At 41.0% G+C, this 22,825-nt stretch carries 15 protein-coding genes; 4 read left to right on the top strand and 11 right to left on the bottom strand.

Annotated features, from left to right (window positions below):
* Window positions 1-5 precede the first annotated feature (5 nt).
* The gene (locus IWX76_RS00230) at window positions 6-1,130 is read left to right on the top strand and encodes an AI-2E family transporter (RefSeq protein ID WP_196857848.1); all 1,125 of its coding nucleotides are present in this window, start codon (window positions 6-8) and stop codon (window positions 1,128-1,130) included.
* Here IWX76_RS00230 and IWX76_RS00225 read toward each other — a convergent pair.
* The 3 genes from IWX76_RS00225 to IWX76_RS00215 are packed head-to-tail and all read right to left on the bottom strand — an operon-like array spanning window position 1,127 to window position 5,182.
* Window positions 1,127-2,443, bottom strand: coding sequence for a sensor histidine kinase (locus IWX76_RS00225; RefSeq protein ID WP_196857847.1), 1,317 nt, complete (start codon window positions 2,441-2,443; stop codon window positions 1,127-1,129). The two genes, IWX76_RS00230 and IWX76_RS00225, sit on opposite strands and share 4 nt — an antisense overlap.
* A 3-nt stretch (window positions 2,444-2,446) precedes the next feature.
* A complete protein-coding gene (gene argS, locus IWX76_RS00220) occupies window positions 2,447-4,228 on the bottom strand; it encodes an arginine--tRNA ligase (protein ID WP_196857846.1) in 1,782 nt (593 codons plus the stop codon).
* 3 nt (window positions 4,229-4,231) lie between these two features.
* On the bottom strand, window positions 4,232-5,182 hold the full coding sequence (locus IWX76_RS00215) for an arginase (protein WP_196857845.1): 951 nt from the start codon (window positions 5,180-5,182) through the stop codon (window positions 4,232-4,234).
* 102 nt (window positions 5,183-5,284) lie between these two features.
* On the opposite strand from IWX76_RS00215, the gene IWX76_RS00210 reads away from it, so the two are divergent.
* Window positions 5,285-6,679 (top strand): arginine decarboxylase, encoded by a 1,395-nt coding sequence (locus tag IWX76_RS00210; RefSeq protein WP_196857844.1) that lies wholly within the window; start codon window positions 5,285-5,287, stop codon window positions 6,677-6,679.
* 199 nt (window positions 6,680-6,878) lie between these two features.
* Here IWX76_RS00210 and IWX76_RS00205 read toward each other — a convergent pair whose 3' ends face one another.
* The 5 genes from IWX76_RS00205 to IWX76_RS00185 form a co-directional block, all read right to left on the bottom strand.
* Window positions 6,879-8,396: a glycoside hydrolase family 32 protein gene (locus IWX76_RS00205; RefSeq protein ID WP_196857843.1), complete on the bottom strand. Its 1,518-nt coding sequence runs from the start codon at window positions 8,394-8,396 to the stop codon at window positions 6,879-6,881.
* 33 nt (window positions 8,397-8,429) lie between these two features.
* Window positions 8,430-10,148, bottom strand: coding sequence for a RagB/SusD family nutrient uptake outer membrane protein (locus IWX76_RS00200; protein ID WP_196857842.1), 1,719 nt, complete (start codon window positions 10,146-10,148; stop codon window positions 8,430-8,432).
* 18 nt (window positions 10,149-10,166) lie between these two features.
* A complete protein-coding gene (locus IWX76_RS00195) occupies window positions 10,167-13,247 on the bottom strand; it encodes a SusC/RagA family TonB-linked outer membrane protein (protein WP_196857841.1) in 3,081 nt (1,026 codons plus the stop codon).
* A gap of 206 nt (window positions 13,248-13,453) precedes the next feature.
* Entirely contained in the window at window positions 13,454-14,374 is a 921-nt protein-coding gene (locus IWX76_RS00190) for a carbohydrate kinase family protein (RefSeq protein WP_196857840.1), read from the bottom strand.
* A 13-nt stretch (window positions 14,375-14,387) separates the two neighbouring features.
* A complete protein-coding gene (locus IWX76_RS00185; RefSeq protein ID WP_196857839.1) occupies window positions 14,388-15,722 on the bottom strand; it encodes a sugar porter family MFS transporter in 1,335 nt (444 codons plus the stop codon).
* A 336-nt stretch (window positions 15,723-16,058) separates the two neighbouring features.
* On the opposite strand from IWX76_RS00185, the gene IWX76_RS00180 reads away from it, so the two are divergent.
* Window positions 16,059-18,827 (top strand): hybrid sensor histidine kinase/response regulator transcription factor, encoded by a 2,769-nt coding sequence (locus tag IWX76_RS00180; RefSeq protein ID WP_334640821.1) that lies wholly within the window; start codon window positions 16,059-16,061, stop codon window positions 18,825-18,827.
* A gap of 205 nt (window positions 18,828-19,032) precedes the next feature.
* Here the strand turns inward: IWX76_RS00180 and IWX76_RS00175 are convergent, their stop codons facing one another.
* Entirely contained in the window at window positions 19,033-19,464 is a 432-nt protein-coding gene (locus tag IWX76_RS00175) for an Hsp20/alpha crystallin family protein (RefSeq protein WP_196857838.1), read from the bottom strand.
* 83 nt (window positions 19,465-19,547) lie between these two features.
* On the opposite strand from IWX76_RS00175, the gene IWX76_RS00170 reads away from it, so the two are divergent.
* A complete protein-coding gene (locus tag IWX76_RS00170) occupies window positions 19,548-20,054 on the top strand; it encodes an acyl-CoA thioesterase (RefSeq protein ID WP_196857837.1) in 507 nt (168 codons plus the stop codon).
* Window positions 20,055-20,324: 270 nt separating this feature from the next.
* Here IWX76_RS00170 and IWX76_RS00165 read toward each other — a convergent pair whose 3' ends face one another.
* Both IWX76_RS00165 and IWX76_RS00160 read right to left on the bottom strand, forming a co-directional pair.
* Window positions 20,325-21,728, bottom strand: a complete 1,404-nt coding sequence (locus IWX76_RS00165; RefSeq protein WP_196857836.1) for an FAD-binding oxidoreductase — start codon at window positions 21,726-21,728, stop codon at window positions 20,325-20,327.
* A gap of 327 nt (window positions 21,729-22,055) precedes the next feature.
* Complete coding sequence (locus IWX76_RS00160; protein ID WP_196857835.1) at window positions 22,056-22,445, bottom strand: dihydroneopterin aldolase; 390 nt, start codon at window positions 22,443-22,445, stop codon at window positions 22,056-22,058.
* Window positions 22,446-22,825 lie beyond the last annotated feature (380 nt).

Genomic DNA, 22,825 nt, shown 5'->3' with positions numbered 1-22,825 from the left:
ATACTATGTCAGAAATGCCGCTTACCGTAAAGAGATCTATTGAATTATTAGGCATTGTTTTAGTAGGCGCCATTTTCGTGATCGGAAGTGGCATAATCATGCCCATCCTGACTGCGTTTTTCATGAGTTTACTGCTCTTTCCTGCATTTCGTCTATTGCGCAGGTGGCATGTGCCTGAAATTTTAGCCATCATCCTTCCTATTTTGCTCGTGGCGATATTCGTCGGTTTAATCGGCTGGTTCTTCTCCTCACAGATGGGCACACTTATCCAGGATTTCCCGCAGATAAAAAAGAATGTTTCCATACACTTACATTCCCTCAGCGAATGGATTGGCCGCATTTCTCCATATTCAACCACAGAACAAACCAAGTTTATCAGCGATAAAAGTGCCGATCTGCTTAATTTTGCAGGTGGTTTAGCCAGTGGTGCTGCCCTTACCTTAAGTAACATATTCATCTTCGTCGGCCTATTGCCTATTTACGTTTACCTGATCTTGTTTTATAAAGATATTTTGCTGCGTTTCATCTTCATGTGGTTTAAACAAGATGATCACCCTCGCGTGAAAGACGCCATTTACCAAACAGAATCGATTATTAAAAGTTACCTGATGGGATTGCTGATCCAGGTGACCTATATGACCATCCTTTTAGGAGGCGTATTGTTATTATTTGGTATTAAACATGCTTTGTTAATCGGAGTAATCTTTGCCATCCTCAACCTGATTCCTTATGTAGGGGCCCTGTTTGGAAACATCATAGGGGTATTACTTACCCTGACTTCCTCTACTGAAATATGGCCAGTATTAACAGTATTAATTGTGATTGCGGTGGTACAATTCCTGGATAATAATATTCTGATGCCAAGGATTGTAGGTTCTAAAATTAAGATTAACGCACTGGTCTCCATTATCGGGGTCGTCGTCGGTGGAAGTATTGCCGGCGTATCCGGAATGTTCCTTTCCATGCCACTCATTGCGGTATTAAAAGTGGTCTTCGACCGTACTGAAATGTTTAAACAATGGGGTGTTTTATTTGGCGATGAGCGACCTGCGAAAAGTCCGATGACCTTCCCTATTTTCAGAAAGAAAACTTTGGTGACTACCAAAGAGGGTGCGCAGAAAGATGCCTAGACCTCGTTACTTTCCTGAGGTGTTACAGATACTGGTAGAGCTACTAGCGGAAGGGACACAAAGAATGTTGTTCCTTCCCACGGTATACTTGTAAACCATATGTTGCCGCCTTGCCGCTCTACATAATCCTTACACAGCACTAAGCCTAAACCCGTGCCTTTTTCGTTCGCTGTGCCGTAATTAGGCGCAATGTTTAAGCTAAAGATGACCGCTTGTTTTTCTTTGGTTAAACCGATGCCATTGTCCCTTACCGCGATGATACAATGGCCAGCTGCTACCGTAACACTGATCCCGATTTCTCCTTCCAGGTTAGTGAATTTGATGGCATTCGAAATCAGGTTCCGCAGCACTACTTTTAACATCTTTGGATCTGCCAGGATAGCCACCTCTTCAGCGAGGTCTAAGGTGATCTCTATGCCCTTTTTTAACGCCTTTGGTTCAAATAAACCAACAACCCGCTTAAGCAGATCGGCCACCGGTACAGGTTCCAGCACTACATGATTGACGTCCATTTGTGTCCTAGCCCACAACAGCACATTGTGTAACAGGTACTGTGCATCATCCAGGGTACGGTTCAGCTCTTTCTCCATCTCCAATCGTTCCCCAGGATTGACATCAATGCTTTGCGCCACATGAAGGTATCGTTTGACGGATAACATAGGTGCATTTAACTCTTTAGACAGGATAGACAGGACTTTATCCTTTTCATCATTTAATCCTTGCAACTTACTGGTCTGCAAAGCCGCAAGTTCTTTTTGCTGTTCATAACTCTTGCGCAACACGGTAAGGCCACCATATAGAATCAACGTGATGGTCAAATAGGTCATCCCCATATCTATGAAACGCTCTGCCCGACTGCTATAATGTTGCTGTACAACTACTGGATCCAGGTATTCCAGCGTGATCATCACAAGCACCAACGTAGTAATGGCCGTTAGCCAGATCCAGCCTTGTTTTTGGGGAGTAATCAGCAATACCAGGAACAGGCTGATGGCCGAAAGCAACAGCATGTTACCGCTTAATCCACCGTTATACAGGTAGATCAGGATCAGCATGAAAGTGAGTTTAATGGAGCTGAGCATGGCGGCCAGCAAGGATTGCCTTTTCACACGGCTCAGGTAATAAAAGCCTATTTCCAGCAGTAAGGCCAGGGCGCAAACCGTAGAGGCCAGCTGCAAACTGGTGAATTGGTAAAAAAGTGCTTTAATAAATAAAGTAAGGCCAATGAATACCGACATGGCATGAAACATCCTGCCGGCCATCGTAAATTCATCAGCCTTACCTACTAAGGTGTTAAAGCACTTTTTAAACATCAATTACATTCTTTCGGGAACGGTGATACCTAATAATTTCATACCCGATTTTAATATGTTTGCCGTTAAAGCACTCAGGTTCAAGCGGTGCTGTTTCACAGCCTCACTTTCTTCTTTAATGATCGGTGGCACCTCATGGTAAAACTTGTTGAACATCTTCGCCACTTCGTATAAGTAGTTGGCTAAGGTAGCCGGACTGTAGCCTTTGGCTGCTGCAGCAATTTCCACAGGGTATTTAGAAAGTAAGATGATCATATCCAGTTCAGTTGCGGTAAGCACAATCTTGATATCACTGTCTACCCCACTTTTATAACCTGCTTTATTCAATAATGATTTAATACGTGCATGGGTGTATTGGATAAACGGACCTGTATTTCCCTGGAAATCGATCGATTCTGCAGGGTCAAATAACAGGCGTTTTTTAGGCTCTACCTTTAACAGGAAGTATTTAAGGGCACCCATCCCAATGTTATAGTACAGCTGTTGTTTTTCCTCTTCTGAAAAGTCGTTTACCTTGCCCAGGGCTTCTGTTTTCTGTTTAGCGGTCTCAATCATTTCAGCAACCAGGTCATCGGCATCCACTACGGTTCCTTCTCTCGATTTCATTTTCCCGCTTGGCAAATCAACCATGCCATACGATAAATGGTGTAAGCCTTGTGCCCAGGTTTTACCCATTTTCTTTAAAATCAGGAACAATACCTTAAAGTGGTAATCCTGCTCATTTCCTACCACATAAATAGACTCATCCATTTCGAAATCATCATATTTCATCTGGGCAGTACCTAAATCTTGTGTGATGTACACTGAAGTTCCATCGGCACGTAACACCAGTTTCTCATCCAGTCCGTCGGCAGTCAGGTCGATCCATACCGAACCATCTGGTTTTTGAAAGAAAACACCTTTGTTCAGGCCTTCTTCTACTGTATCTTTTCCCAGCAAATAGGTATTGCTTTCGTAATAGTATTTATCGAAATCTACACCCAGGTTTTTATAGCTGATGTCAAATCCTGCATATACCCAGGTGTTCATCGTTTTCCAAAGGTCTATGGTAGCCGCATCACCCTTTTCCCAGGCCAATAACATGTCTTGTGCTTCTCTGATGAGCGGTGCGTTTTTCTTAGCTTCCTCTTCCGTCTGGCCGGCTAGTTTTAACGCCTCGATTTCTTTTTTGTATTCCTTATCGAAAATCACATAGTATTTTCCCACCAGGTGATCGCCTTTTAAACCGGTACTTTCTGGTGTTTCTCCATTCCCGAATTTCTGCCAGGCCAGCATCGATTTACAGATGTGTATCCCCCTGTCGTTAACTAGGTTTACTTTATACACTTCATTTCCCGCTGCTTTTAACAGTTCGGCCACCGAATAACCCAATAAGTTATTGCGGACGTGTCCTAAATGCAGGGGTTTATTGGTATTTGGCGAAGAGTATTCCACCATCACCTTGTTACCGTTTGGTTTAAAGGAACCAAAGGAAGGGTCCAGCAAATCGGTATTCAACAGGTTTAACCAGTAGTATTCTGCAATGCTCAGGTTTAAAAAGCCTTTAATGACATTGAATGCGGTCACCTCTTCCACATTTTCCACCAGGTATTCGCCTAAATCAGTCGCCGTTGCTTCCGGCGATTTCTTAGAGAAACGGACCACCGGAAATACCACTACCGTAATTTGACCGTCAAATTCAGCGCGCGTATCCTGCAGGTTCACCTGCTCTTCGGGCATATCCTGGTTGTATAGTTGTTTTACAGCAGCTACTGTTGCTGTAATTAGATTTCTTTCAATGTTCATAGTCTATTCGTTTCTTAACGCATTGGTTGCTTTAACCAAAATCTCGAAGGCATTTTCTGCCATCTTATTTTCACGGTCTAAAGTGGGGTTCACTTCCACTATTTCAAAGCAACATACTTTTTTATTCGTAATTATTTTAGAAATCAGCATGCCGGCTTCCTTTTCAGTAATGCCTTGTGCTACGGGTGTACCTGTACCGCGTGATGAACTTGGATCCAGCGAATCCACATCAAATGATACATAAATAAGGTCGCAATGATCCAGATACATCATCGTTTCGATCACTACCCGCTCCACACCCCGCTTTCTCAAGTCGGCCGTGGTGATGTTTTTTACATTATTCTTCGTCACCAGGTTCTCTTCTGGTTTCTCCATATCACGTGCAGAAATCAATACCAGGTCCTGATAAGTGATCTTTGGTGCAATATTGCCTACGTTTTTTAACTGAAACCAATAGTTAATGGTCTCCTGGTCCAGCTTGTTTACTTTTTCATTCAAATTGTCCTCATCCAGCACCATAGCCAGGGGCATGCCATGCATGTTTCCCGAAGGTGTGGTATAAGGCGAATGGAGGTCTGCATGTGCATCAATCCAGATTACCCCTAACTTTGATTTCGGAAAAGCTGATTTGATGCCCGAAATGGTGCCCGCCGCCGTACTGTGGTCACCAGCCAATACCATAGGAAATTCTTTGCGCTCCAGGGTGTCCTTCACCTCATCGTGCACCCTTTCTACCATGGTCAGGATTCCTGAAATACGCTTTGCAAAGGGGCTGCCAGTGCTTTCCAGCAACAAATGGTTCTCATTGGGAACCTCTACGGTTTTATGTTTCTTAAAAAACCTGCTTCCATAATCTAACGCCGCAATCTTAATCGCATCTACGCCCAGACTTGCGCCTCGGGTACCTGCTCCGATCTCTGATTTTACTTCTATTACCCTTAAAATTTTTGTCATAAAAAAAATTACGGCTGTTGTTTTATAAAAGGTTTATATTTGCCCCAAAATTAACTCATTTTAATTAGCTATACCTTTAATAATTGTTCAAAAATATAAAAAATGCAGAGTTACTCCGAATTTCTTGATCTAAGTGTAGGTTTTCCGCAAGAAGGCTATAGCATCATAGACGATGAATTGTACTTTCAGGACCTCAACTTAATGGAAATGATTGAAACTTATGGTACACCATTACGTTTCACCTATTTACCCATGATCAGTAAAAAGATTCAACAGGCGAAAATACTATTTCAAACCGCCATCTTGAAAAACAATTACAGAGGTGATTATAAATATTGCTATTGTACCAAAAGTTCCCACTTCCGTCACATTGTGGAAGAAGCCTTGAAAAACGGCATCCACCTGGAAACGTCATCGGCATTTGATATGCCCATGATTGAAGCACTGGAGAAAAAAGGTGCTGTAGACAAAAACATTACGGTCATCTGTAATGGCTTTAAAACCTACCAATACAAGCAATATATTATCGATATGCTGCATGATGGTTATAAAAACATCATTCCTGTATTAGATAACAAAGAAGAGTTCAACTTGTATGACGACGAGATTGAATTGGATACTCCATGTAACCTGGGTATCAGGATTGCTGCTGAGGAACAACCTGATTCACAGTTCTATACTTCGCGTTTAGGCGTAAGAATGGAAGACGTGATCGAATTTTATAACAACAAGATCTCCGTTAACCCTAATTTCAGGGTGAAACTATTACATTTCTTCATCAACTCGGGTATTACGGATAGCCCTTACTACTGGAACGAGCTGGAGAAATATGTAACCTTGTATTGCAAGTTTAAAAAGATTAATCCGGAACTTGATACTTTAGATATCGGTGGTGGAATGCCTTTCAAAGACTCTTTGGTATTTGATTTCGATTACGAATACATGGTGAACGAAATTGTGAAAAGGATTAAAGAAATCTGTGCAGAGCATGACGTGATTGAACCAGATATCATTACTGAATTTGGTAAATACACTGTGGCTGAAGCATCTGGTATTCTTTACAAGGTATTGGGTCGTAAACAACAAAACGACAGGGAAAAATGGTTAATGCTGGATGGTTCTTTCATTACCAACTTACCTGATGTCTGGGCCTTGAACCAGAAATATGTGTTGCTACCGGTAAACAACTGGGATGCCGAATATGAAAGGGTCAACTTAGGTGGTATCACCTGTGATGGCCAGGATTATTACAACCAGGAAGCGCACATGAACAGTGTATTTATGCCGAAAACGCGTAAAGTGCAATACCTGGGCTTCTTTAACACTGGTGCGTACCAGGAAGTTTTGAGTGGTTATGGTGGTATTCACCATTGCCTATTGCCTAGTCCTAAACACGTAATCATTCGCCGCAATCGCGATGAGACGTTCAACTTTGAGGTCTTTGGCGAGGAACAAAACAGTAAACAAGTGTTGAAAATTCTGGGTTATACCTCGTAATTTCCGACTAACATACAAAAGCCTGCTCATCTAAAATGAAGCAGGCTTTTTTTATGACTACCTATTCGATGCACCATGGCTTGACCAAGGATGCAGCTAAGCTTGTGCGAGTAGGTTACTTTCTGTATATCTCTTCTATATCTAGTGTACGTTTTACCGAACCGGATATAGAGGAGGTATACAGGAGTCTTATAGTTGATTAATATATAGATGCGATCTTGGACACCGTTAACTCCGTAAGCTTATTCTTCTTAGGACCATTGATCTTTAATATAGAAATCGTTTCAGCAGGGAAAAATACATCTGTCATTACCGTTAAGCCTTGATCTGCAAACAGCTCAACCGAAGCTGCATCTGCAATAAGCGTAAGCTGGATGCGCTTATCGACGCTGATCCGTGGTGCTAGATGTTTCTTGGCAAAACCCGCTTCAAAATCAGATTGACCAGCCTGGGTTCTATCAATGAAATATTGTTTTGCTTCTTTATCATAGCCGATGGTTAGTTTTTGTCCCGACTTATTGCTTAACAGGATGTTGAAACTCTCCTCTGCATTAAAAGTTAGATCTAGCCTGAACTGTCCTTTAGCATTAGCGATGTGTGAAGATAAGTCTATTTCCTTATTAAGGTTAAGCTTACTTTTTTCAAACACGGTCTGTGTAATGCGATCTAATTCCTTAACCGGGCTAGCGCTTAAATAGTGCTGACCATTGACCTGCACTAATTTCAAATCTCTTGGCAGCGTTGCCGCACCTCGCCATGCTTCGGTTGGAACTTCATTTGCATATTGCCAGTTGTTCATCCAACCCAGAAAAATCTTCCGATCTCCTGTATTCGACCAGGTAATACCGGCATAATTATCCGTACCATAATCGATAAACTTCGTTTGCGCTGAATCTGGCACAAAGGTCTTTCCATCAAAGGCTCCGGTAAAATACTGTGTTCCTGAGCCCCCATTTGGCGCGCCTGGGTTAATGCTCACCAGAAGTACCCAAACTTGTTTCCCATTGATATCAAGTGGAAATAAGTCCGGACATTCCCACACCCCACCATGTGCACCAAGTTTGCTTCCAAATTCACTTTCTTTCTGCCAGTCCTTTAAATTCGGGGAACTGTAAAAAGTAATCCTGTCTTTGGTAGCCAGCGTCATGATCCATTTTTTAGAGGCTTCATGCCACATCACCTTTGGATCCCTGAAATCTATAATCCCTGGATTTTCCAATACTGGATTGCCCTCATATTTAGTCCAGGTTTCTCCGTCGTCCAAGCTATAAGCAAGACTTTGGTACTGGTTTTTCTTTATCTTTTCCAACTCAGGTTTAGGACTGTGGTGGGTGAAAATGGCCACTAAAGGTGTTTCTCCATTTTTAGCAAATCCTGCGGTATTGAGCGAATCGACCACTGCACTTCCTGAAAAGATGTAACCTAAACTATCAGGGAATAAGGCCGTAGGTTTATGCTGCCACGATACCAAATCTTTACTGGTGGCGTGGCCCCAATGCATCGGTCCCCATTTAGTGCCGTCAGGGAAATATTGATAAAAAAGATGATAAACCCCTTTGTGATAAACCATCCCATTGGGATCATTCATCCATTTGGCAGCTGGAGAAAAATGAAACTGCGGACGATGTTTTTCAGTATAGGGTTGTTGTGCTGCAGCATTAAAGCTGCAGACCATCAATAGCAGTGTGATCAGGTAATAAACGTTGTTCCTTTTCATATTAGCAATTTAAATTATTAAAATCGATTAATTTTACCAGTTATTATTTTGTTTGTATAAACCCGAACTGAAGTTGATCTGGTTCAATGGAATCGGAAAATACTCATCACGACCCTGTGTAAATCGGGCATCTGCAAGGTGTGCCACCCTGGTCTTTTCCGTATTAAAATAGTCGTTCATGGTCTTGGCCGCAATTCCCCATCTCACCAGGTCAAAAAAGTGGTAACCTTCCGTAGCAAATTCTAATCGGCGCTCAAACCGCATGGCCTGCCTGGCGTATGCTGGTGTCCAATCGCAATTTATACCTGGCTGATAGAGTTGTATGTTATAGTTTGACGTAGGGTTTCCATTAGCCGTTTTAAGCAAGGCTTTGCTGTTATTTGCCCTTGCCCTCACCTGATTAATTAATGGAACTGCTTCTAAGGACCTGTTGAGTTCGATCAATGCTTCGGCTTTCCAAAGTAATACATCGGCAAAGCGGATAATCTGCCAATTTTTGGAACTTCCAATGAATGGTGGGATTTTCTGGAAGGAAGCATCGTCTGGAGTAACCGCTTCCTTCATACTAGCGAAAGCATCATAAATTGCAGGTGCTCTTGACCAGGTGCGTTGGTATAGAAAGCTGGTTTTATATTTAAAGGGTGCTCCTGGCTTGGCCACGGTATGATCTAAACGGGGATCAAAAGTAGAAGTCTGGAAATTTAGCGCCGCAGCCACATCAGTATTGTTATACGTGGTAAACATTGGCAAACCGCTCGCATCTGTTTTATAGGCATTGATCAGGTCGTGACTAGGCACATTAAAACCACAGCAACCATATTCCTGGTTCATTGGGTAATTTAGGGCGTGGCCATAATCTAATCTTCCTTTTGGCGTACCATCATCTTTAGAGTATTGGATGGCAAACACAGATTCAGGTCCATTCTCTGTCGCCGACTGGAAATTACTGGCATAGTCTGCACTCAAAGAAAATTTTCCCGAATTGATCACCTCATCACACAAGGTATTCACTTCAGTCAACAGTTGTGAATTGATGGCGGTAACAGCATGATTTTCTCCCTGCTCATAAGCCTGGTATAAAAGCACTTTGGCCAGGTAGGCTTTACCTGCGAATTTACTGATTCTACCCAATTCATTCTGACTTTCAGGTAGTCCATTTGCTGCAGCCCTGAAATCTTCTGCAATCTTAGTCCACAAAGCATCATTTGTGAGTGCGTTGTTGGTGATGGTAGGGTAATCTGCTTTCTCCACGTTCTCATCTATGTAAGGAACATACTTAAACAGGATTTTTAAGAGAAAATAAAAGTGCCCTCTTAAGAAACGCAGTTCTGCCTGTCGCGCAGTTTTTTGTGGATAAGCCTCCTCAGAAATGGCATTCACCCTTCTTAAGGCATCATTTGCCCGTCCAACGCCAACATATAGCCGAAACCATACCTGATCTAAAAGCGGATTATCAGGCCTGTTTAGCGAGAAGGTCTCAAACAAGTGGAATTCGGAGAGATCGCCCGGGCCATCTCCACCTTTATAAGTATCACCACCTCTTACACTGCCATAAGGCCACATGCTGGAATAAGGGGAAGTATAATGATCATTACCCAATGCGGAATATGCCGCAATAACCATTTTATCGATATTTTCTGGCGTATTCAACTCTTCTGAAGAGACAACACCTTGTGCCGGTTCATCTAATGTCTTTTCGCAGGACGCGAAAACAAAACATAAAATCAGGATTATATAATTTAGCTTTTTCATCTTGAATTCATTTATTAATTAAAGTGTAATATTTACCCCAACTGTACCGATAACTGGCACCGGGAAACCATAGTTAGGAATTTCTGGATCAGGTCCTGTAAAGCCTTTGCTCTTGATGGTAAACAGGTTACTGCCCTGAACAAAAATCCTTGCATTCGGAATGTTAAGTTTCAATGCATTTTTAAGGTTGTAGCCTATCTGCAGGTTTCTCAGTTTAACGTATGATCCGTTTTCGATGAAATAAGTGGAGAATCTTCCTTCGTTATTCCTGTCTACTAAGGTGAGTGCAGGAATGCTCGACGACATATTCGACGGAGACCAGGCATCTAAGGTTCTGCTGCCCCAGTTTGTTCCTGTCCATAGGGAAGAGAAATCTGTGTAAGTCTTGAAATCATTGACCACATCTACATTGATAGCCTGGATAAAGAAACTCATATCGAAGTTTTTATAACTCAGCGAGACATTAAGACCAGCGGAATATTTCGGGCTGTTATGTCCTATATAATCCCTGTCCAGGTCATTGATTACATCATCATTGTTTAAATCCCGGTATTTAATTCTTCCAAGTCCTTTACCTGGCTGAGCAGCTGAACCGTCAACCTCTTCCTGGGAGTTAAATAATCCATCTGCGATATAACCAAAGTAGGAATTGATGGGTCTACCCAGGATTGTTTTATCGGTACCGTTACCTGGATAAGAAGCCAATACATCATTTGGAAGGTAAGTCACCTTATTACGGTATAGGGAGAAGTTAGCACCAACATTAAATGAAAAGTCATTACCTATTTTTCCATCATAATTCACAATGGCATCCAATCCTTTGTTCTGTAGCGAAGCACCATTACGGTAACTATTGCCGCCATCTCCTAAAACAGCTAAGAAAGCAGGACTGATCAGGATATCATCCGTGTTCTTGATAAAATAATCTACTGAACCGGTAATCTTATTGTTGAATAAGCCGAAGTCCAGACCGAAATTCGACTCCTGCAGGGACTCCCATTTTAAGGCATCATTTCCCTGCTGGATCATGGTAAAACCTGATGCCAGTTGGCCTGAGCCTGCCCCACCGATATCATAGGCACCACCGCGGTCGAAATCCCATGTCGGATCAGTACCATAAATTGCTGAATAAAGAGAACGACTCGCATTGTTTGGAATATCCTGGTTACCCGACTTACCCCATCCGTAACGCAACTTAAGGTCAGAAATAAATCCAAGGTCTTTGATGAATTGCTCCTCACTCATCCTCCATCCCAATGAAAATGCTGGGAAAGTTCCATAACGATTTTCTTTACCAAAACGCGAAGAACCATCTCTTCTTAGGGTTACTGAGGCGATATATTTATCAGCATAAACATAATTCACCTTTGCAAAATAGGAAAGCAAGGAGTAAGCTGCACCACTACCACCGTTTAACGTATTGGTAGTTCCTGCATTCAGGTAAGCATAGTTGATGTTTTCGAGCGCAAGGCCTTGTCTGCTTGCAGAAAACTCCTGGTTAATGTTTCTCACATATTCCTGTCCCAAAAGCACTTCTCCACTATGTTTTCCTTGGGATACTTTGTAGTTTAAGGTATTCTGCCAGATCACATTTCCCTGGTATACCTGGTTATTGGATACCTGGTTAGCCGGATCAGCAAGAAACCCTGAGGTATAAGATTTCTTAAGCAACCTTTGATAGGTACCATTGTAATCTATACCGAAACTAGTTCTGAAATTAAGTTTTGGAATAATTTCATAGTCAGCATACGCATTTCCAAAAAGCCGGAAGAAATGAAATTGGTTTTGAATATTATCTTCAATCAGCCTGACTGGATTTTGTCTGTCCGTCATGCCCGACGCCGGTCCACCCCAACCACCATCAACAGTGTAAACGGGTACAATAGGCTGCTGAACGAGGGATGCAAACAGCACATCACTCGCTGGAATGAGCGCATTCTTGATATAACTTCCAGAGAAATTCTCTCCTATTTTAAGTTTGTTGTTTAGGAAACTATAATCTGCATTGAATCTTGCCGTATATTTTTGACTGTGGGATTCCTTAACGATACCTTTATTGTCATAGTAACCCAAAGAAAACAAGGAATTACCCTTTTCACCACCATTAGACATGGATATATCATAAGATTGGATAATGGAGTTCTGTGAAATCTCATCAAACCAATAGGTATCTGCTGGTCTCATGGTTTGTGCCGCATCTATAAATTCAGGTAAGATGACACTGTTAAGCACCGGATTGGTAAAATCATTGTTCCAGTCGTATTGGTAAATCTGGTTATTATTTGGGTTAGCGCGGTCGTTAACCGCACCTTGCCAATAAGCCCTTCCTCTTTCTTCTGCATTAAGCGTATTCAGCTTGGTTGCATAATTCTGGATGGAGGTGCTGGCATTGACGTCTATTTTTGAATAGCCATTTTTAGCTTTTTTGGTGGTGATGATGATGACCCCATTGGCAGCCCTTGATCCGTAAATGGTTGCTGACGATGCATCTTTTAACACCTGAATAGATTCAATATCATTTTGGTTTAATTGTTCCAAACCACTTTTGGTAGGTACGCCGTCTATGACATAGAGTGGGTCATTGTTGCCTAAGGTTCCAATTCCACGTATTCTTACTGTTGCCCCACCTGTTGGAGAACCATCTGTGGTAATGAGTACACCGGGAACTCTTCCCTGCAAAGATTTGATTGGATTGCCGGTGGGGATATCCTTAATCTCGGCCACATCAACCACATTGACTGCACCGGTGATATCCTTCTTACGTTCCGTTTGATAACCGGTGACTACCACCTCATTTAATTTATTAACCGAGATATCAAGTTTGATATTTACAATTTTGGTGTCGGCAGTAATGACAAAGATGCCAGGTTCTGCGCCCATGTAGAAAAACTTTAGGGTTTGGCCGGTAGCCGCTTCAATACTAAACTGCCCTTTCTGATCGGTCACTGTAGATTTCTGTGTTCCAACGACATTTACTGTCACTGCATCAAGCGGACTGGTACCGCTGTCTGTCACCGTGCCACTAATTGGCCTGGTTTGCCCGTAACTCCATCCTATGGCGGTAAGCCAGAGGATAAAGGATAAGAGAAATTTTCTCATAACAATTTGGTTTAAGATTTAATATTTGGTTTGTTTTTGTTCGTTTGTTAAGCCATTTTGTGATTCGGATGGGAGGTCGTAGCGCTCAATTTTCCGGAAACACCAGCCATAGCAGGGCCTGTAGAAAAAAATCTATTTCTATTAATGGGTAATTATTTACAGTTGCGTTACTGTTGAATTTGATTCAACCTTAAGGCGGTGAAAAATTAAGTCTTATCATAGATCCCTAATTTTTTTTTCCAGATAAATCTTTCCAGATCGAACTTGGAATATTGAGGACAGGCGCCTGCTTGCGAAGTGATAAAAGCACCCATGGCCACTGCATAATCTAATGTTATTTCTACGGGCTCATCGCCTAGTTTCATCGCTAAAAATGCGGCAAGAAAAGAATCTCCACTCCCAATAGTATCGGCTACATGGACCGAATAAGCCGGATAATCATAGCGGAACAATGAGGTATAATAAGTGGCCCCCTGGCTCCCTTTGGTAATGATGACCTCCTCTATATTGAATCGATCAAAAAGTACTTCGACACAATCTGCTTCTTTGACGCAAGCTTGATTATACCATTGTGCGATGAGCAATAATTCGCTGCTATTGAGCTTAACCAGGTTTGATTTTTTAAGCAGGGCTTCAATCACTTCAGGAGAATAGTGAGGTGCACGAAGATTGACATCAAACACACGATAAGCACTATGTTCCAACATTTGATACAAGGTATTTCTTGTAGCGGGGTTCCTGGTGCTTAACGTTCCGAAAACAAATGCCTGGGCCTCCTTTAATAGCGTCTCAAAGTTTGGCTGCCAGCTAATAAAATCCCAGGCCACGGGAGAAATAATCTCGTAAGTCACCTCATGATTATCTGGGTTTACACTGGCCTGAACTTCACTGGTGTCATGCGCACGATCGATCTGCACGAGATCAGTTTTCAACCCAATCTCCTTTAAAAAACCCATCAACTCCACGCCCGACTGCTCATCACCAATGCTGCTGATGAGCTGGCTATCAATGCCTAGTTTATGTAAGTGATAGGCGACGTTCATTGGTGCACCACCTGGTTTTTTACCTGTTGGAAGATTATCCCAAAGGATTTCTCCAAAACACACGACCGATTTTTTAGACTTCATATTTTTCATCAGCTTAATGCATAATTAGGTTAGATCCTATTTGCTCTAAAGACTTGCCTTTAGTTTCTGGCATTAAACGCCATACAAATAGCAATTGAAGCACCATCATACTCCCGAAAAAGAAGAAAGTAGTGGCCCCACCGAACGTTTCTGCCAGGTATGGAAAACCAAACGCAATGATGGCAGCCATGATCCAGTGTGTAGAACTTCCTAAAGTTTGTCCTTTTGCACGCATTTCATTAGGGAAAATCTCTGAAATAAATACCCAGATCACTGCGCCTTGGGAGAAGGCGAAAAAGGCGATGAAAATCATCATGTAAATGGGAATCACAAAACCACTGAAATCTCCGGTGTAAAAAGTGTAACTCACCAAAAACAGCGATACAATTAAGCCTACGGAGCCGATGAGCATCAGTACTCTTCTTCCAACTTTATCAATAAAATTAATGGCCAGCAAGGTGAACATAAAATTGATGAGGCCTATACCTACGGTAGACAATAAGGAAGAATGCGCCCCCAATCCTGCCATTTCAAATATGCGTGGTGCGTAATAAATGATGGCGTTGATGCCTGAAACCTGGTTGAAGAAAGCAAAAAGCACGGCCAGCATCACCGGTGTCTTGTATTTTTTAGAAAACAGGCTGTCTTTATTTTTCTTCGATTGCTGATGGTCCTCCGCGGAGTTTTTAATGGCGACAAGTTCTTCTTCGCAATTCAACGGATTAATGATGCGCAAAATCTCTAAAGCACGATCATATGCACCTTTTTTGAGGATTAACCAACGTGGACTTTCTGGGATAAAATAAATGAGGACCAGAAAAAGTAAGGATGGAAAAGCTTGTACACCTAACATCCATCGCCAGGAAGATTCCCCTCCCTGACTTAGCAGGTAATTTGATAAATAGGATATTAAAATTCCCAACACCACGTTAAATTGGAAAAGCCCTACCAAACGGCCTCTTCGGTCGGCAGGTGACACTTCTGAGATATAAATTGGTGCGGTTACCGAAGAAATGCCTACACCTAAACCACCTAAAAAGCGAAAGATTAAAAATACAGACCAGTTATCGGCCAGCGCAGTACCCAATGAAGATAGTAAGTATGCAATAGCGACAAAATAAAGGGTGTTTTTACGGCCAAAATGATCGGATGGCCGCGAGCCAATCAATGATCCAATTACAGTTCCTATTAAAGCGATAGAGATGGTAAAGCCGTGTTCAAAAACTGACAGTTGCCAAAATTGTTGAATGGACTTTTCTGCACCTGAAATTACAGCGGTATCAAATCCAAATAAAAAGCCTCCCAGGGCTACGACCATGGACCATGCCAGGACGGAATGTTGTTTCATACGTTTAGTTATTGGTTAGAGATTGCAAAGTAGGGCAAGCACAAAATTTTGCCTGCTATAATTGTTTCAAAAGTTTTTAAAATTGAAATATATCTCAATCACCTGATTATTAAGCTTATAAATTTAATTAGGAAGATTTATTTGAGCACACTTACAATTTTAAAACACCGTATCTTTAATTTTGATACATCGTTCGTCGACATTTCACCTTCATAAACCGGCCGTATTCTACAACCCTACATTTTTTTATAACTTTAAATTCCGATTGTTGGTAAGACAGTCCTTTCATCACCTAAAATGCAAGCCCTAATGATCAATCTTAAAAAGGCATTCTTCATGAAACTACAACTGTTGCGTTTCATGAAGCTTGTACTTTTCTTATTAATAGGAAGTCTCCTTCAGGGATGCAGTCAGAAAAAACAAGAACCTGAATACCTCATTGGCTTTTCGCAATGTATTGGCTCTGATTTATGGCGTAAAACCATGTTAGAAGAAATCAATATGGAGCTTTCCCTGCACCCTGGTGCCAAGCTAATTTATGCAGATGCCAACGGAGATAGTAAAACCCAGGTGGCTCAGGTGAAACGGATGCTGGAGCAGGGTATTAATTTGCTCATCATTTCGCCCAATGAAGCGCAACCACTTACGCCAGTGGTTGAAGAAACTTACCATAAAGGTATACCCGTTATCATTATTGATAGAAAAACCTCTTCTAACGCGTATACAGCGTATGTAGGTGCCGACAACTACCAGATTGGAAAAATGGCAGGGCAATATGTGGGGGCAGCACTTGAAGGCAAAGGGAATATTATAGAAATAATGGGTTTACCAGGGTCATCTCCTGCCATTGAACGCCAAAGAGGTTTTACGGAAGGCTTGAAAAAATTCAATAACATCAAAATTAGTCACCAACTTTATGGCGACTGGCTAAAATCAAAGGCTAAAAGCCAAATGCTGAAAGTACAATCATCTTTAAGTACTGTCGATGCTATTTTTGCACATAATGATGTGATGGCCAGTGGCGCTAAACAGGTGTTAAAGCAAGTGAAGGTTAACCGTCCCATAAAAGTGTTTGGCATAGATGCCCTTCCAGGTAGTGGTGGTGGCCTGCAAATGGTGACAGATAAGGTACTTGATGCCAGTTTACTTTACCCTACCGGTGGAAAAGAGGCCATAGTGACGGCCTTTAAAATATTAAATAAAGAAGCTTTTAACAAAGAAACCAGCTTGCCATCATTGGTGATCGACTCATCGAACGTACAATTGATGAAACTGCAATGGAATAAAATTAGTAGTCAGTACAAGGATATTGAACGCCAGCAAGCCCTATTAGAAGAACAAGACACTTTATTCAATAATCAACAAGTGGTGCTTAACATTACGGTAACTACCCTTGTGCTGGCTGTAGTTTTTGGAGGATTAGCCTTTTATTCTTTACAGGAAAACAGAAAAATAAACAAAAGGTTAGAAGCTAAAAACGTGGAGATTTTAAATCAACGAAATCAGCTGATAGAACTATCTGCGAAAGCAGAACGGGCAACAGAGGCTAAACTTAACTTCTTCACCAATATATCTCACGAATTCCGTACGCCATTAACGCTAATCCTGTCGCCTTTAGAAGACTTAATGCAAAATGAAAAACTAAAATCGATTGCTGGACGTAACCTTAATCATATTCATAAAAATGTTTTCCGCTTGCTGCGATTAATTAATCAGCTGATCACTTACAGGAAAATAGAAATTGAAAAAATGACGATTCATGCGGCTCCGAATAACCTCATTGAATTTATCAAGGACATCATGGACAGCTTTCAGCACAGTGCCAGAAAACTCAACATCGACCTTAGGCTCATTACTAAAGAGCAAAACCTTATGGTTTGGTTTGACGCTAATTTGCTGGATAAAGTGTTTTTTAACTTGTTATCTAACGCCTTCAAGTTTACCACGACGAATGGAATCATTCATGTAACGGTGAAAAAGGAACAGGACGCCATTTATATCGAAGTAAAAGATAATGGAATGGGTATGACTGACGATGAAGCGGCACATGTGTTTGAGCATTTTTACCAGGTAGATACCAATGCGACCAAAGGATCAGGCTTAGGTTTATCGCTATCAAAAGAAATCATGCTGCTACATCATGGTCATATCGCCGTTAACAGTAAAAAAGGACATGGCACCGCATTTTCTTTAAAGCTGTTAACAGGAAATGAACACTTTGATGCTGATGAAAAAACATATTCGACGACTGACAAAAAAGAATTGTATGAAACAGCAAAGATCTATACTTCAGAACTCGATGGCCCATTAGAGAAAGACCGCTTGCCTAGCCCAATTAAGCTACAAGAAAAGTCAATATTGATTGTTGAAGACAATTTAGATTTGCTGAATTACTTAAGCGATAAGTTAAGTGAACATTATGAAGTTTTCACAGCCAATACAGGCACAGATGGATTAGATGCGGCTTATGAGCAGGTGCCAGATTTGATTATATCAGATGTGGTGATGCCGGGACTCTCTGGAAAGGAATTAACGGAAAAACTGAAGTCAGATATACGAACATCGCACATCCCCGTCATTTTACTGACGGCTAGAGGAAGCATGGAACAGCAGATTCAAGGTTTAGAAAGTATGGCCGACGCTTATCTGGTTAAGCCTTTCCAGGCTGACCATTTATTGGCGAGTATTAACAACCTGCTAAAAAACAGGGTACTGCTCAAAGCACACTATATTAGTGACGTAAGTTCTTCGAGCAAATTACCCATCTCTAAAACGCTTGATAAAAAGTTTATCAATGATTTTGCCGGCATTGTGGAAGAGAACCTGGCAAATGAAAATTTTAGTGTAGATGATATTTGTAAGTCTATTGGTGTATCGAGGGTTCAACTTTACCGGAAAGTAAAAGCACTTTTAGATTGTAGTATTACAGACTATATATTGAGCAGAAGGCTAAAAAAAGCCAGGTATTTATTGATTAATGAAAATTACACCATTTCTGAAATTACCTATATGGTTGGGTTTTCTACACCTAATTATTTCTCCACCGTATTTAAAGCGAAGTTTGATTGTACCCCTAGCGAGTTTAAGAAAAATCACCATGCGTGACGCAAAACCTGATTTGGAATTAGAACATTGGTTCATGTGATATGCATTGTTTTAGAAGCATGAGGAGTGGTGGGCTGCTGCTTCTTGCAGCTGAAAATTTATGTATTTTATTAACCCTAATTCACAAAAAAGACCGGATCATCCTAAGGATGTCCGGTCTTTTTGCTGTTATTCAGCGGGCTGATGTTGTTATTCTGCGCGTTGATTAAGATACTTTGATCTCTCTATTTTGCACTTTGCTTTCGTCTTTTTTACCAATGGTGATGGTTAAAATTCCGTTTACATATTCGGCGCTGATTTTTTCGGCATCAATGCTTTCTGGCAAAACGAATGACCTGGCGAAAGAATAATAATCGAATTCTTTGCGGCTATAGTCTTTTTCTTCTCCTTCGGCTACTTTTTTCTCCGCCCAGATAGAAAGGTTATCTTTCTTTAAGTTGATCTGGAAATCCTCTTTTGTTAAACCTGGTGCTGCGACTTCAATCTGGTAATCGTTAGCACTTTCCAGGATGTTTACACCAGGAACTTTATTAACGGTTAAGTTTTTATTTAACGCTTCGTTAAACAAAGAATCAAATACAGTGTTAAAATAAGGTGCAGTGTTCCGGGTTCTGTTGTTGAATTTTACAAGTGTCATGGTTATTTCTCCTATTTTTATGTTAATATTTTAATTGCTTATTTGATTCAGCTTATTCAACTCTTATACCAAGCCCATATTCTATGAATTTTAAGACATTTTGGCGTACAATTACAAAACAACCAGACAAAAGGGCAGATGTCATCATCCCTTTAGACAGTTTTAAGTATAAAACCTCCGTTGACACCCGTTTTATAGATTTCGATATGATGGGTCATGCTAATAATTCAGTGTATTTTACTTACCTGGAAGTAGCCCGCACCAAATACTGGCACCACGCTATAAATTGGGATTGGAAAAAAACAGGCGTTGTCATTGCCAAGGCCTCCCTTGACTACATGGCCCCCATTTTTTTAGAAGATAAGATTATTATTTATGTACGCACTTCCCGGATTGGTAGCACGAGTTTCGACCTGGAATACCTGATTGTGAAAAAAGTGGGTGACCAGGAAGTGGTTTGCAGTAAAGGCAAAACGGTTTGTGTGGCTTTTGATTATACCACCAAAACTCCTACGAGAATCCCCGATACAGAACGCAGCAAAATGATTGCTTTTGAACAGCTTCTGGGCAGGGAACAAATATCCAGTTAATTAGCATTCGATTTTCTGATCATAACAGAATTACTGAGTTCAACTGGTTACCTGAATACAACTTGGTACAGATGACAACTGGTTACCTGATCACAACAAATTAAATAGAGATCATCAGTACACTGACAATTTTTCCAGGGGCACTGAAGTGCTGTCCATTTTTCAGGTGACAGAATTCCTGTTATTTCGCCTATAAATCAATAAAAAAACAGCAAAGCTGGAGATCCCTAGGGCTGCTTTGCTGTTTAATATCAGTTTTATAAAAAGTCTTTATAGGTTGAAGATTTTGCCTGGGTTTAAAATGCAAGCCGGATCAAATACCTTTTTGATGCTGCGCATTAAATTTAGGTTAACCTCGCTATATTTAATCGACATAAAGTCTTTTTGCACTAATCCGATGCCGTGTTCTCCGGAGATGGTACCGCCCAGGGCAGCGGTGAGTTCAAAAATCTCGACAATGCCGTCTTTCAGTCTGTTTTTCCAGTCCTCATCGCTCATGCCTGCTTTGATAATATTGATATGCAGGTTGCCATCGCCCGCATGGCCATAACATACGCTATCGAAACCATACCTCGCCCCTATTTCTTTGATGCCATTGATCAGTTTAGGCAATGCTGCCCTTGGGACCACTGTATCTTCTTCTTTATAAACAGAGTTGGATTTCACTGATTCGGCCATGGTTCTGCGCATGCGCCAAAGCTCTTCTTTCTGACCGGCAGTATCGGCTAATAAAACATCAGTACAGCCGAATTGCTCTAAAACAACATTGGTTTTTTCACAGTCGTTAAAAATAACATCCATATCATCGCCATCAAATTCAATCATCAGGAAGGCATTTACACCATCCTTGAGGTCGAACCTGATGTCATCATGTTCAATTACCCAGGCTACACCTTTGCGCTCCATAAATTCTAAGGCAGATGGGGTTACCCCTGCCCTGAAAATAGCGGAAACAGCTGCACAGGCTGCTTCATTTTCTGAAAAGGAAGCTAGCATCAATACACTTTGTGATGGTTTTGGGATCAGTTTGGTTACAATTTTTGTAACCACCCCCAATGTACCTTCCGAACCGATCATCAGTTGGGTTAAATTATAACCTGAGGAATATTTTAAGGTATTGGCACCGGTCCAGATCACTTCGCCAGTTGGCAACACCACTTCTAAATTTAGAATATATTCGCGAATGGTACCATATTTAACTACCCTTGGGCCACCGGAGCAATGGGCCACATTGCCACCAATAAAACAGGAACCTTTACTGGAAGGATCTACAGGGTACAATAAACCGCGTTCGCCTACCGCATTAATAAATTCTTCGGTGATTACACCTGGTTCTACCGTGGCCTGCAGGTTTTCTGTGTCGATGTCAATAATGGCTTTAAACTTCTCCATAGACAGTAATACGCCCCCAAATACTGGTAAAGCTGCTCCACTTAAACCTGTACCGCCGCCTCTTGGGGTTACAGGGATATGGTTTTCTGAGCATAGCTTTAATAAGGCAGAAATTGCCGCAGTCTCTAAGGGTTTAACCACCACTTCGGGGTAGTACATTAAATCTTCAGTCTCATCATGGGCGTAGTTAGCCAGAGATTCATCGTCAATAAAAACGTTGGAAGAACCTACAGCATCCTCAATTTGTGCCAGCAAGGCTGAAGTAATTTTAGTATAAGGCATGTTTTGGTAATCGTTATGATGTTAGCTAGTGTAAAATTTGGTCTTTGTAAATATGTTGATCTTAGTAAGCATTTGATTTACTAAGTCTTTGATCTATGTAGTTTTAATTTATAATTTTAGATGATGATGATGCTTCCCATTGAAACCTAGTCTTTGTAAGCATTTTGATCTTATTGGTTGCCGGTTTTAAATTTAGCATCTTCATGTTTTTGATCTGAGCTAGTTACAAGCTTCCGTTTTAGCATTTTAAATTTATTAATATTAGAATTCTATGTTTTCGGTCTAAGCTTTGATAAGCGTCAATGCTGTGCGCTGTATTATTTAATTTTAGAACGACGTGAAATAAGATGCACTTTGTATAGGCGCTGTATAATGTAATTGCACAAAAGAATGGCCTACTTCACCGCCCATACATGGGTTAAGCTTTTTAATGCCTACTTCTGCAGTAAGCAGAAATGGGAAGTTGCTCAGGGTGCTATTTAGCATATTTTTGACTACAGTTTCCAGCAGTTTCTGTGTACGCTGCATTTCTTCCTGCATGATGTGATTCAATACCTCATAATTAACGGTATGTTGTAAGGCTTCTGTATCCTCGGATGGCAGAAAGGTAACACAAATACTCACCATAAAATGATTACCTGCTACCTGTTCCTCAGGATAGTAACCATGTAAGGCGAAGAATTTAACATCTTTAAGTGCGACGGTTTGAATTAACATTTCCCTGATTCTTTCTGCAAATTTATATTTTTGAAGGGTTTTTGCGGCCCATCACGCTAAATTATTAACTTTGATCGTAACAAACGTTACAATTCAACCTAATTAAATTTTAAATTGGTGTTTATTTGAAAAGGCTTATGCTGGCTTGACTAATGTTGATTAAAACGACCTGTTGCATGTTGTGTGAAATTTGATTTTATAACTTCACCTGATCGGTTTAAAATGTCATCAAATTGGTTGAATGGTGATGATTGTATACAAGCATGGCCACAAGAACGGTTGGTAAAATAATAATCAATTAGGTTGAGTTGTGATAATTGAACACAAACATAACCACGAGTGACTGGTTAAACAGTTAATAATCAGGTTTAATGTTGATG

Origin of the sequence: Pedobacter sp. CAN_A7 (assembly GCF_015752175.1) — a bacterium.
Classification (GTDB): Bacteria; Bacteroidota; Bacteroidia; order Sphingobacteriales; family Sphingobacteriaceae; genus Pedobacter.
This window is presented reverse-complemented; position numbering and strand designations above follow the sequence as displayed.